Here is a 12,837-nt window from a genome sequence, read left to right as displayed (position 1 = left end):
AGGAGAATGAGAAATGACAAAATATCGGATTGCGGTCGTCAACTCAAGTAGTTTCGGACAAGTTTTTAAAGAACATTGGCAAGCCCTCGAAGAGATTGGGGAAGTTACACGGTTTATGCTGCCGACGGATATCGATGGTAAATCGTTGGCAGAAAAGCTACAAGGGTTCAACGTGGTGGTCGCTAGTGTAACCCCGAACTTCAACCAAGAGTTCTTTGACAACAAGGATGAGCTATTGTTAATCTCACGCCATGGAATTGGTTATAACAACGTTGATCTAGCGGCAGCAAAGGCGCACGGCACGAAGGTCACCATCGTTTCACCGCTAGTAGAAAGGAATGCCGTTGCGGAAAACGTATTGGCAAACTTAATGGCACTCGTTCGACAGACGGTTCCAGCTGGGGACGCAATTAAGGCCGACCATTATGAAGACCGGGCCCGTTTCATGGGCAATCAATTTTCTGGCAAAACTTTCGGAATAATTGGCGCCGGAAACATTGGCAGCCGGGTAGCGGAACTATTTGGGATTTTCGGCGGACCCGTTTTAATTAACGATCCCGACCCGAAGGCCCCCGAAGGTTGGCTAGAAAACAATAACGTACAAAGGGTGAGCTTGGATGAACTTTTGGAACGGGCCGACTACATTTCGTTGAACGCCTCCTTAAACGACGATGATTATCACCTAATTGACGCGGCCGCTTTAAAGAAGGTCAAAAAGGGCGTTTACTTTGTTAACCACGCGCGGGGAGCGTTGATCGACGAGAACGCCATGTTAGCCGCGGTAGAAGCGGGCCAAGTTGGTGGCTACGCAGCCGACACCATGGAAGTTGAACCAGTGCGGGCGGATCATCCGTTCTTGAAGAACGAACACTTTTTGATTACGCCGCACACCTCTGCTTACACTTACGAATGCTTGCACGGAATGGGTGAAAAATGCGTATCCGATGTGCAAAACATCGTTAACGAACGCCCATTGGTACGGGAATTAACGGCAAAACTTTAATTGAAGGGTAGTATTAATCATGAAATATATCATTGGAATGGATATTGGAACCACTAGTACGAAGGCGGTACTGTTTGACCTAAAGGGTCGGATTGTGCAAGTTGCTCACCAACTTTATCCAATTATTCGCGAAAATGTGGACTCCGCCGAGGAAGATCCGGACGTGATTTACGACGCGACGGTGGCCGTTTTACAACAGGTTATCCAAGAAGCGCATTTTGACACTACTCGAGATCAGCTTTTGGCAATTTCGTTAAGTGCACAGCAACATTCCATCATGGGGGTTGATGACGAATTTAACCCGGTGACTAAACTCGCAATTTGGGCGGACAACCGGGCTGAAAAGTATGCCGACCAAGCCAAACGGGACGGTTCGGGACTGGCACTTTACCAACGGACGGGCGTGCCCACCCATCCCATGGCGCCTTACTACAAATTACAATGGTATAAACATGAAGCACCCGCGCGGTTTAAACAAGCTAAGTACTGGCTAGGAATTAAATCGTACATTATTTGGAAATACTTTGGCCAATTTTTGGAGGAGCAACCGATGGCGGCGGCCACGGGATTATTTAATACCCGGGAAATGCAGTGGGACGTGGCAGCTTTGCAGCAACTAGGCTTGCAAGCCTCCCAATTACCTCAAGTAGTGGAAGCCACGCACCAAGTCCACGGTTTAAATCCGCAATTAGCAAAACAAATTGGAATCCCTGCGGAAACCCCCTTTGTAATGGGATCTTCGGATGGCGTTGCGACCACAATTGGGGTTGGCGCGGTTCGGAAGGGGCAAATTGCGATTGATATTGGAACTTCGGCCGCGGTACGAACCATGGTCGACGAACCCCAATTTGATCCGAAAGGCCGGATTTACTGCTATCCGGTTTTGCCGGGTAAATGGATTATTGGCGGGCCGATTAACAATGGTGGGGTAGTACTTCGCTGGGCCCGCGACCAGTTTTTCAACGCCGAAAAAAGTACCGCGGAGCTCCTTAACCAAGATCCGTACGACCTGTTGACTAAGATTGCGGGCGAGGTACCAGCCGGGTCCAAAGGCTTACTATTCCATCCTTTCCTAGGTGGCGAACGGGCCCCGATTTGGTCTGGAAATGCGCGGGGATCCTTCTTTGGTTTGACGCAAACCCATACACGAGCACACATGTTGCGAGCCATTTTGGAAGGAATCGTCTACAACTTGTTCACGGTTAACTTAGCGTTAGAAGAAGTTATGCCGGAAGGTGACCGACAAATTTTGGCGACCGGTGGCTTTGCTCATTCAGAACTATGGAAACATATTTTGGCCGACGTATTTGAGGAACCAGTGAAGGTCCCTAAGTCGGTTGAGGGGGGCTGCATGGGTGCGATGGTAATCGCCCAAATTAGCTTAGGTTTGGCAAAGGATTTGACGAAGGTCGAAGACTTTTTGGTAAAAGATGCGGTAAATACGTACGAGCCCAACCCAGCAAACTTTAGGGCGTACCGTGACTTGATGCCAATCTATATTAGGCTGTCGAGAGAGTTGGCAGGTGAATACGATAGTATAGCGGAGTATCAGAGAGCGCATTAGAGTGTGGAAGCCCTCGGGTAAAGATCGAGAATTAACAGAATAAGAGCACTGATCGCGGGTTTGGCGATTAGTGCTTTTATTTGGTTAATCGGAGAGCTTTGAGGGCTGGAACACGTTTTGGCAAAATAGCAGTGGAGCGTAAGGGAATTAATCGCGAACTTTGCGAGTCTTCTAATTTGGAAAGCTATCCTGAAAACAAAAAAATGCCGCCAACCGGCTTTAACCATGTTGGCAGCATTTTTTTATTTGCGCAACGAATCCCGATAAATAATCGGCATTTTAAAGCATTTTTTCAACGGGATGTGGTCGTCGAGTTCATCGTTGGTTAATAAATGTTTCAAAGTCGCGATCCCGAGCGCAGTCATTTCGGTGATCGGGCTGTGGACGGTGGTCAGGGATGGTGAAGTATAGGTGGCAATATCCATGTCATCAAACCCGGAAACACTAACCGGATGCTTGAGATCAGGGTGTGCATTGAGGGCGTGAAGTGCACCGATGGCCATATCATCATTTTCAATAAAAACGTAGTCTGGGAAGTTAGGCCGTGCCAACAAAGTTTCCATTGCCCGGCAACCACCCTTAGCCGTATATTCCCCTTCAATTGGAGGATGGGCAAACAGCTTGGTTGGATGGGCTGTGTCCCAATCGTGAATTGCGGCGAAGTAGCCTTGGGAGCGTTCCTGAGTGGAGGCGTAATCTAAAGATCCCCGGATCAAAGCTAAATTGCGATGTCCGGCCGCTAACGCATGCGTTGTCATTTCATAAGCCGCTGAATAATTATCTAGCCAATAGTTATAAACCGGTTGAACCTGTGTTTGCCGGTTGAGCACCACGACGGGAATTTTCATTTGTACTAAATTATTAATAAACTCTTCATCCTTGACGGACTGACTGACCACCACTACGCCATCAAAAAAACTTAGTCGGTCATGATCGTTAATCGAATTGATCGACAAGACGTAGTTTTCGGGTAATTGCTCACGAATATTTAAAATGATACTAGTTAAAAAGAGTCCCGAGGTACCGTTTTTTAAGTCAGTAAAAAATAGCCCAATTGTGTAGGTCCGCCCCTGGTTAAGCCCGCGGGCGTTTTGGTTGGGGACGTAGCCCAGCTGGTGAGCGGCCTCCACGATTTTCCGCCGGGTAGTTTCCTTCACCTTAGGGCTTCCATTTAACGCCCGGGAGACGGTAGTGTGTGAAATGCCTAGGTGATTAGCAATATCAATAATCGTGGTCCGTTTTGAAGAATTATTTGTCATAGGATGCTCCTTTTAAATTACTCAAGCATAGCAGCTCCAATTATACAACAAAAATGAGAACTAATAATAATTTATGAAAACGGTTGTACAAAACGGGGACCGTGCTATAATTTAATTGTAAGGTTTCACGTGAACATTTGCAATTTAATCAAATATTAAGCGGGGTATCGATAATGGAAATCGGATTAGTTGGTTTGGGAAAAATGGGCATCAATTTAGCCCAAAACATGTTGCGCCACCAGCACAAAGTGGTCGGATTTGATTTGAATAGCGCGTTGGTTGAAAAGGCAGTCGGTTATGGAGCAATCGGAGCGGCGTCTTTAGCCGAAATGGTGCAAAAAATGACGGCTCCACGGGTGATTTGGGTAATGGTGCCGGCGGGCAAGCCGACCGATGCGACGATTGCCCAACTAGGCGACCTGTTAGAGACAGGGGACTACCTAATTGACGGCGGGAACACCTTCTGGAAGGACAGTTTGCGCCACAACCAGTTAATTTCGGAAAAGGGCATCCATTATTTCGACGCCGGTTCGTCAGGTGGTTGGCGTGGAGCACTTAACGGTGGCAACTTCATGATTGGTGGCGATGATGCCGCAGCCTTCGAAACCATTCGTCCGTTGTTCGAAGATATCTCTCAAAAGGACGGCTACCTCTACACCGGTAAGGCTGGTTCAGGGCATTACCTGAAAATGGTCCACAATGGAATTGAATACGGAATGATGGCCGCGATTGGGGAAGGTTTTGAAGTACTTGAAGCTTCCCAGTTTGATTACGACAATGAAGCGGTTGCTAAATTGTGGAATCACGGCTCCGTTGTTCGAAGCTGGTTGATCGAACTTGCTCAAGATGCCTTCAGTAAAGACCCTCATCTAGCTGAAATTGCGGGACGGATGCATTCCAACGGCGAAGGTCAGTGGACAGTAGAAGAAGCCATGGATCAGCGCGTTCCTACACCCGTTATTTACGCAGCGGTCGCGGAGCGCTATCGCTCAATGCAAGACGATACCTTTACTGGTAAAGTGGTAGCCGCGCTTCGAAACGAATTTGGCGGGCACGCGGTTGACAAAAAGTGAAGTTTTATTAACAAATAGTTAGTGGGTTATCAATCCTTGATAAAGACGTTAATTTTTGCGCCGTTATCAAGGATTTTTTGTTGTTCTAGGTTCTTGAACGGGTATTTAAAAATGAAACCATGGTGAGCAAAATTAGGGCCCTAAAATTAACATGTGACATTTACAGGGAAAGTGAAACAATTATTTAGGGTGTTTAAAATTAAATTTGAAATCATCGAAAAATAAAGTTCAAATCTATCTAGACCGCTTAACGACCAGCTTCTTAATTGGTTAAAAAAATAAAAATAGTTCTGGTTAAAGAAATAATCCACGAAAAATTGTTCGATTGCTAACAGTATTGGAGATGGTGTGGACCGGTTGATGCCCTTTTACGTTGACCCCATTAACTGTAATGGGTATAATTCCTGAAGATAAAAAAACATTTTTTTGAAAGGATTTTGTCTATGAAATATACAAAGTATACATTATTAGCAATGTCAGCTTTGGCATTGGGAACTGTAGGGACTAAAGCACCGCACTTAGCGAGCGCTAATCAATCGGTGGTGGCTACGGATAAAGCCCATACTGCTGACATCACTGCAGCTGCAAACGCAGTTAGTGATCTTTTTGCAAACGGTACCCACACTAAGTTAGCTAAGGGAGTTACCGTAAAGAAGATTGCGGCAGCTGAAAAATTAGTCGCGAAGATTCCAACTTCAAACCCTAATTATGCTCGGTTACATAAGCTATGCAACCAAGCTAAGGAGTTGCTGGGAATTACCGACAATAAGGATGTTAAAGCAGCAACCAAGGCAGTTGACGCATTATTTGCTGATAAAGAACATACTAAGTTGGCAACGGGGGTTACTGAAGAAAAAGTTGCTGCGGCTCAAGAGTTAGTTGCGAAGATTTCCACCACTCCTAACTATAATAACTTACGGAGCTTGTGCATTACGGCGAATAACTTACTAAAAAATTCAATTAAAGATGATGTTGCTACGACAGCTAAAACAGTTGGAGCGCTTTTTGCAAACGGTACCCATACCAAGTTAGCAGCAGGCGTAACTGCGGAAAAGATCGCTGCAGCCGAAAAATTAGTTGCGAAGATCCCAACTTCAAACCCTAACTATGCTAGATTACATAATCTATGTGCTAAAGCTAAGGAACTGTTGGACGACTCAAACAATAATAACAACGGTAACGATGATAACGATAGCAACAACAATAATGATATTAAGGCAGCGACTCAAGCAGTTAATGCATTGTTTACGGACGGAACGCACACTAAATTAGCGGTGGGCGTAACTGCGGAAAAGATTGCCGCAGCCCAAAAATTGGTTGAAAAGAACGTTCCCCAAAGCAACAGCAACTACCAAAAATTAATGCAGTTATGTCGCAAAGCAAAAACTTTACTTGATAAGGAAAGTACCGAAAGCAAAATTAAAGACGCTACCGACGCAGTTTACGCGTTGTTTGCGGATCCGTACCAAAATACCTTAGCAGATAGCACTAATAGCGCTAAGATTAAGGCTGCTAAGGAATTAGTTAAGACAAACGTTCCAATAACGGACTATCGCTTTAACACCTTATGGAAATTATGTTTGAAGGCGGAACGGTTAATTAATGAATCCGATATAATTCGTCCCGCAAGCAGCGAAGGCGAACAAAAAGCTATCGATGCAATTAAAGCATTGTTCAGCGACGACACTTACACAAAATTATCCGACCAAGCGAACACCGCGATGCTTAAAAAGGCGCACGATTTATTTGTTAAGTACGTTAAGGTAGATAACAGTAATTACCTCGTTTTGTATAACTTATACAAGAAGGCTGAAAATTTACTATCACGTTCTGACGACCTGCGCCCAGCTGGCAGCCAAGAAGAGCAAGCGGTAATTGACGCGGTTAACGCATTGTTTACGGACAACACCCACACTAAACTAGCTGCTGGGGTGGACCGCGATAAGATAAATGAAGTAAAGGATATGATTACTAAATACCTTACTTTTGATAATCCTAATACAATGATTCTTTATAAACTTTGTATCAAAGCATTGGAATTATTACCTTAATTAAGTAGAAAATAAAATGGCCAACTGCCAGATTTACAATCGCTAATTGCGTAATATTATAGGAACAGTTTCGACGATGAGTATTCAGTTGAAACTGTTTTTTTTACACAATTGTGGCAATTTGCCTAAATGATTTACGGGGTATACTTAATACTGCTTAAAGTGTATAATTTAGGTGATTTTAAATAAGTATCAACGTGGATTATAAGGGGAGTGAAACCGAATGAAAAACTTTTTACGTGGGCAGGTTACGCGTGGGGACTTGATTGCGATTGGGTTATCTGTTTTGACCATGTTCTTTGTCGGTAAGATTAGTTTTATGAGTAACCATTCGGGACGCCAATTCTTGGTAACAATTGTTGTTTTCATAATTTTAGACACGATTTGCAATCCGGTCGATTATCGAAGACAGCGTTAAATAAGAAAACCCCAGACGGCCTATGCGGTGTCTGAGGCTTTGTTTGTGCAGGTTTAACTGCTAAATTGGCGTTACCGTAGCGATTTCGAATTCTGCCGTAATGGAAGCTAACGGGTGTTGAAGAAGTTCTGCCCGGTTTTTCTGCGCTTTCCAAGTTAAGGGTGTCATATTGAATAACGCCGTAAACAGCGTTTGGTCAAGCGGAAATTCGTACCTAATGGTGGAGAATTTCGCTTGGGGATAGTGTTCGATAAAATGATTCTTAACTGGCGCATTATTATAGGTAGCGTGTGGTCCATCTGGATAAACTAAGTGACGAAGCTCCTGCAAATAATGATTGCCGGGAATTACCTTAGTTAACACGCCACCTTGTGCTAAGGTGCGGTCAAATTCTTGGTAATTAGCGGGCGATAGAATGTTGACGATTGCAGATAAACGGTGGTCAGCAAATGGTAGTTGCGCTAGGTCACCAACCATGAAGAGTGGTTGGTTTTCTAAAGCAATTCCTGTGCTCGCGATGTTGATCGCTGGTTTGGAAATATCCAAGCCAACCAAGTTACCGTTAGAATGATTTGCAAGCCATTTGGTGGTGGTCCCTTCGCCACAGCCGGCATCTAAAATGAGACCGTCCGCAAGCGTTTCTTGCACGCGAGTCAGCATGGGATCAAAGAAACCCGCCGTTAAGAATTGGTGACGGTAACGCAGCATTTCGTCGGTATATTCGGTTTTGACCGGGTGGCTGAGGAAAAAGAGGCTGCCTTTTTTGGCGACGTTAAACGTGTGGCGGTTTTCGCAAATAACGGCGCCGCTTTCCGCAGAGATAAAGTTTCCTTGACAGACCGGACATTGCAATTGATTTAAATGTTGTTGGATAAATTGACTGGTTAATTCGATTTTGTTCAAAATATGACCTCGTTATTTTTGTAATTAAATTAATTCTACCACGGGATCAAAGCGGGTCGGAGGCAATTTAGAACAAGCAAAATTGAAGAAAAATTGAATTGAACTTAAAGGTTGAATTAAAATATAATTCGCGGTAAAATACCTCCTGTATTTAAATATTCGAATGTTTGAATGGAGGACAGCCTGATGGTGGAGCATAGCAAGGCACTCGCAGCTTTTAAGAAGAATATCCCCTTGCTGGACGCGCTTTCCGACGAGCGACGTCAGCAAATTATGATTACTTTAGGGGAAAGTGAAAAAGGGCTAACGGTTGGGGAGCTGACCAAGATTATTGGTCTTTCCCAACCCGCAGTATCGCATCATTTAAAGCAATTAAAAGATTTGAAGTTAGTTTCGGTTAGAAAAAAAGGTACGAGCAACATCTATCAATTAACGATCGGACAAGCTCTCGATCAAGTGCAAAAGTTGGTTGATATTTTGCGGAACGATAAGAAGCTATTTAATTAAGTCGGGATTGTCTGATTGTTCATTCATTGGATCGAATATTAAAAAATTATTGTTGAGAAGGAGAAAAGCATGGTTCGCAAAGAGTGGAAATTTATTAGAAATAATAAGTTAATTTTAATCTCCGTGCTGGCAATTATTTTCATTCCTTTCCTATATAGTATTTTCTTCTTGAAATCGGTATGGGATCCATATGGGGATACGAAAAATTTACCAGTCGCAGTCGTTAACTTAGATCAACCCGTTAAGTACCAAGGTCAACGACTTGCGGTCGGTGATGAAATGGTCGATAACTTAAAGCATAACCATCAGTTGGGATGGCATTTCGTATCGGCTAAAAAGGCTAAAGAAGGAATGAAGGATAAGAAATACTACACGGTAGTTACGATCCCGAAGGACTTCTCAGCTAACGCCGCAACGGTTACGGATAAAAATCCTAAGAAGATGGAGTTGAAGTATTCGACAAACGCTTCGTTAAACTACATCGGAAAAGTTATTAGTGACGTGGGTACGGAACAACTTAATTCAGAAGTTCGTAAACAAGTTACGAAATCTTACGCTACGGCGATGTTTGACCAAGTTAAAACTGCCGGAAAAGGTTTCAAGGATGCTTCTGATGGAGCCAAGAAACTTAAGGATGGCGCGGTTCAATTGAACGACGGTACCAAGACTTATACGGCAGGGGTTTCCCAATTGCACGACGGGATTGCTACCATGGCTGTATCAGTTAAGCCATTACAAGCGGGCGTTGCTCAATTAGCAGATGGCTCTAGCCAACTAACGAATGGCTTGGACCAACTGAACGGAAAGACTGGGGCATTGTCTTCAGGAGTTTCCCAATTAGCAAACGGTTCTGGTCAAGTAACCACTGGTGCGGTTGCCTTGAGTAAGGGCTTGAACGAGTTGCAACAAAAGAGTGGCGCACTCGTTACTGGAGTTTCCCAACTAAACAACGGTGCCTTACAGTTGAAGGTTAAGGTTCCTCAATACGTCAACGGGGTTTACCAACTTAACGATGGGGTGCAAGAACTTAACGCGAAGACTGGTGAATTAGTTGGCGGAATCAAGCAATTGTCAAGTGGAGCTGGTGCTTTAAGTGCTGGAGTTAAGCAATACACAGACGGTGTATCGGCTGGTGCAGGGCAATTGCAAGGTGGCGTAGCTAAGTTAGCTAATGACACTAAGGATATGCCAGATAGCATTAACGCCTTACACAAGGGAATTGCTGATATTGCCACAAGTTCAAAACAATTAGCAGATGCTAATGGCAAGATTTCAACCGGCCTTGGCCAGGTTGCTGATCAAGTAAGTGCAAACGATATTAATAAGCAAGCGGCTGCTTTGAAGCAACAAATGGCTTCTATTCAAACACAATTAGTTGCGTTGAATAAGGCAGTTGGCAATACTCAAACGAATGGCGGTAACACCGCTCAATCAATTAATGGGCAACTTTCAAAGATTAAGTCTGATGTAGGAAGTTTAACTAGTGCAAGCAAGACTACAACTAGCACTAATGGCGGAGTTTCTCAAGCAACTATCAACGCTAAGATTGATGGTGCAGGATTAAGCGCAGAAGACGCAGCTAAAGCGAAGAGTGCTCTAGCAGGTGTTGCTAACGGCAGTCAAAGTAAGACTACTACACAAACTGTTGATGCAAACAAGGTTAAGGAAATTCAATCTGAAGTTACTAACGTACAAGGTGAAGTAACTAAGTTAAATAACTTAGCAAATGAACAAGCGAAGATTAGTAAGCAAGTGGCTGAATTAACAGCTTCCTTCCAGAAGTTGGCAGCCGGCGCAAACGAATTAACTGGCAACAGTGACGACATGAAACAATTGGCAACTACTTTGAAGAAATTAGCTGCTGGTTCACAAGAAGTTACAACTAACTTACAAGCTCTTTCAACTGGTTCAAATACGGTAGCTGGTAAAGTCGGCGAATTTGCCGGTTCAGCTTCTGAATTAACTAAGGGTGTTGCTCAATTAGACAGTGGTGCTAAGAGCCTTGCAAGTCAAACTAACAAGAATTCGAAGGACGTTAAGAAACTAGTTAGTGGTTCTCAAGAATTAAGTTCAAGCTTGGCAATGCTAGACAAGCAAACCCCAACTCTCCAATCCAAGATTGGTCAGTTGGCTGCTGGTAGCAACCAAATCAGTGCCGGTACTGGTGCTTTAGCTGGTGGTATTAACCAATTAAGCAACGGTATCAGCGCAGCTAGTTCACAAATGCCAACCTTGGTAAGTGGCGTTAGCCTACTTGCTAACGGTGGTAACCAATTGGCAGCTGGTTCTTCTCAAGTTACTGGCGGATTGAACACCTTAAACGGTCAAGTACCAGCGTTAGTTTCTGGCGTTGCGCAACTTGATAATGGTGGTCACCAATTGAACACTGGTATCCAAACGCTTAATAGCAGTACCGGAACGTTGATCGACGGAGTTAACCAATTGAACACTGGAGCTGCTGAATTAGATGCTAACTCAGGTGCTTTGTTAGACGCTACTAAGCAAATCAGCGCCGGCAATGGTGAGTTATCAAGCAAGTTAGCTGATGGTGCAAAACAAGTTAACAGCGTGCCACTCACTAACAAGACGGCCGATATGTTTGCGGCACCAACGAAGATGAAACACACTAACTACAGTTACGTACCAAACTACGGACATGCGTTAGCACCATACGTGCTTTCACTAGCACTTTACGTTGGGGCAATCGTCTTCAACTTTGCTTACCCAATTCGGAAGGTTTCCGAACGCGGTGGTACTCCAACCCAATGGTTCTTGAGTAAAGTTTCCGTTGGTACGGTAGTCGCTCTAGGAATGGCGTTAGTTGAAACCACAATCATGATGATTGCTGGTATTCACGTAGATCACGTTGGACAATTCTACATGACCGCGATTATGATCTCGCTGGCGTCGATGTACATCGTCATGTTCTTGTCGATGGCCTTCGACAACCCAGGACGGTTTGTAGCGATGATTCTCCTGATGCTTCAATTAGGTGGATCAGGTGGTACCTTCCCAATGGAAGTAACTAACCACTTCTACAACGTAATTCATCCGTTCTTGCCATTGACTTACTCCATCCTATCGTTCCGTCAGGCAATCACGTCTGGTCTCGGCGACGGTACCTTTGAACAAGCAATGGGCGCATTACTCTTGTTTGCAGTGATTGCTTTAGCATTGCTATGGTTCAGTATGAATCAATTGCAAAAGCATCATTTGGAAAACAAGTCGCAATTAGATGACAACCAAAAGCTCCAAGAAGTCGAAAGATAATTTAATCGCAGAGAGGGGCCGGAAATTTCCGGCCCCTTTTTGTATACATAAGACAGATTTAACGGGGGTTTTAGGCGTGGTCTCCCACGAAAGGCTAGCTTCCTGTATAATAAGTGGAAATGAGGTGATTAAATGAAGCACATGAAAAAAGGCTCCCGTTGGCCGGTAAGCCCGGTTGTGTGGGTCATTGTGGCGCTATTGGTTATTTTGGGTGGGTATAAATTTTTCTATCCTAACCATGTCGAACCGGAACACACCACGGCACGGCAATCAAGCAGTACTAAGGTGATTGATGTTGAAGAAGGCGCTTCGTCTGCTAAAAAATCGAAAACTAAACATAAATCAAGCAAAGAGAAGCTTTGGACCAAAAAACAGGACGCGAAGCTTGCGGCGTTTATTAGTGATTGGCAACAGACAATGGGGCAAACGTATACCGGAACTAACGCAGGTAACTCGGTGACTTTCCAAGGTGTAACGCTCCCCGATTACTTATCAACGGGGACGGTTTACGTAAACCAACAGCCAGTAACGATGAAATGGACGACTAACAAAAAAGATGACAGCGATTATCAAGTGGTCGCAGCTTATGCCGGTGCCCAATACCTATACTTGTTTACTTTCCACCAACAAGCTCCGGAAGTCTTGGTCACTTCCCAAGCAGCTAGTGATGGAGTTAACTTTAAGGTAACGGAAAATGCTCAGCTAGTTAGTGGTTTCCAAAACATTGCGAATGGACAAAGTGAATCAACGAATTCATCACAACAATAGAATAATAAAAATGGGAGGTTT

General features: G+C 44.2%; 10 protein-coding genes. 8 read left to right on the top strand and 2 right to left on the bottom strand.

The annotated features are described in order from the left end of the window. Positions 1-13: 13 nt before the first annotated feature. Positions 14-1,003, top strand: a complete 990-nt coding sequence (locus NYR25_09305; protein ID UWF33763.1) for a D-isomer specific 2-hydroxyacid dehydrogenase family protein — start codon at positions 14-16, stop codon at positions 1,001-1,003. Between the two features lie 19 nt (positions 1,004-1,022). Beyond that, on the top strand, positions 1,023-2,567 hold the full coding sequence (locus NYR25_09300) for an FGGY family carbohydrate kinase (GenBank protein UWF33762.1): 1,545 nt from the start codon (positions 1,023-1,025) through the stop codon (positions 2,565-2,567). 242 nt (positions 2,568-2,809) lie between these two features. Here NYR25_09300 and NYR25_09295 read toward each other — a convergent pair whose 3' ends face one another. After that, on the bottom strand, positions 2,810-3,826 hold the full coding sequence (locus tag NYR25_09295) for a LacI family transcriptional regulator (GenBank protein UWF33761.1): 1,017 nt from the start codon (positions 3,824-3,826) through the stop codon (positions 2,810-2,812). Between the two features lie 173 nt (positions 3,827-3,999). On the opposite strand from NYR25_09295, the gene gnd reads away from it, so the two are divergent. The 3 genes from gnd (at position 4,000) to NYR25_09280 (ending at position 7,368) form a co-directional block, all read left to right on the top strand. Continuing rightward, the gene (gnd, locus tag NYR25_09290) at positions 4,000-4,899 is read left to right on the top strand and encodes a decarboxylating 6-phosphogluconate dehydrogenase (protein UWF33760.1); all 900 of its coding nucleotides are present in this window, start codon (positions 4,000-4,002) and stop codon (positions 4,897-4,899) included. 443 nt (positions 4,900-5,342) lie between these two features. Then, entirely contained in the window at positions 5,343-6,950 is a 1,608-nt protein-coding gene (locus NYR25_09285) for a toxin Cry1Ac domain D-VI-related protein (GenBank protein ID UWF33759.1), read from the top strand. 223 nt (positions 6,951-7,173) lie between these two features. Further along, complete coding sequence (locus NYR25_09280) at positions 7,174-7,368, top strand: hypothetical protein (protein UWF33758.1); 195 nt, start codon at positions 7,174-7,176, stop codon at positions 7,366-7,368. Between the two features lie 60 nt (positions 7,369-7,428). Here NYR25_09280 and NYR25_09275 read toward each other — a convergent pair whose 3' ends face one another. Further along, complete coding sequence (locus NYR25_09275) at positions 7,429-8,271, bottom strand: methyltransferase domain-containing protein (protein ID UWF33757.1); 843 nt, start codon at positions 8,269-8,271, stop codon at positions 7,429-7,431. Positions 8,272-8,457: 186 nt separating this feature from the next. Here NYR25_09275 and NYR25_09270 point away from each other — a divergent pair, with 186 nt between their 5' ends. From NYR25_09270 to NYR25_09260, 3 genes are all read left to right on the top strand, one after another. Beyond that, a complete protein-coding gene (locus NYR25_09270) occupies positions 8,458-8,778 on the top strand; it encodes a metalloregulator ArsR/SmtB family transcription factor (protein UWF33756.1) in 321 nt (106 codons plus the stop codon). A gap of 69 nt (positions 8,779-8,847) precedes the next feature. Beyond that, the gene (locus tag NYR25_09265) at positions 8,848-12,048 is read left to right on the top strand and encodes a YhgE/Pip domain-containing protein (protein ID UWF33755.1); all 3,201 of its coding nucleotides are present in this window, start codon (positions 8,848-8,850) and stop codon (positions 12,046-12,048) included. A 132-nt stretch (positions 12,049-12,180) separates the two neighbouring features. Continuing rightward, a complete protein-coding gene (locus tag NYR25_09260) occupies positions 12,181-12,816 on the top strand; it encodes a DUF4767 domain-containing protein (GenBank protein ID UWF33754.1) in 636 nt (211 codons plus the stop codon). Positions 12,817-12,837: the final 21 nt, after the last annotated feature.

This window comes from Pediococcus acidilactici, assembly GCA_024970065.1.
Lineage (GTDB): Bacteria > Bacillota > Bacilli > Lactobacillales > Lactobacillaceae > Pediococcus > Pediococcus acidilactici_A.
This window is presented reverse-complemented; position numbering and strand designations above follow the sequence as displayed.

What these genes read in the sequence shown, in the direction of transcription:
- NYR25_09305 (UWF33763.1), top strand. Translation starts at nt 14, where the DNA reads ATGACAAAATATCGGATTGCGGTCGTCAACTCAAGTAGTTTCGGACAA.
- NYR25_09300 (UWF33762.1), top strand. Translation starts at nt 1,023, where the DNA reads ATGAAATATATCATTGGAATGGATATTGGAACCACTAGTACGAAGGCG.
- NYR25_09295 (UWF33761.1), bottom strand. Translation starts at nt 3,826, where the DNA reads ATGACAAATAATTCTTCAAAACGGACCACGATTATTGATATTGCTAAT.
- gnd (UWF33760.1), top strand. Translation starts at nt 4,000, where the DNA reads ATGGAAATCGGATTAGTTGGTTTGGGAAAAATGGGCATCAATTTAGCC.
- NYR25_09285 (UWF33759.1), top strand. Translation starts at nt 5,343, where the DNA reads ATGAAATATACAAAGTATACATTATTAGCAATGTCAGCTTTGGCATTG.
- NYR25_09280 (UWF33758.1), top strand. Translation starts at nt 7,174, where the DNA reads ATGAAAAACTTTTTACGTGGGCAGGTTACGCGTGGGGACTTGATTGCG.
- NYR25_09270 (UWF33756.1), top strand. Translation starts at nt 8,458, where the DNA reads ATGGTGGAGCATAGCAAGGCACTCGCAGCTTTTAAGAAGAATATCCCC.
- NYR25_09265 (UWF33755.1), top strand. Translation starts at nt 8,848, where the DNA reads ATGGTTCGCAAAGAGTGGAAATTTATTAGAAATAATAAGTTAATTTTA.
- NYR25_09260 (UWF33754.1), top strand. Translation starts at nt 12,181, where the DNA reads ATGAAGCACATGAAAAAAGGCTCCCGTTGGCCGGTAAGCCCGGTTGTG.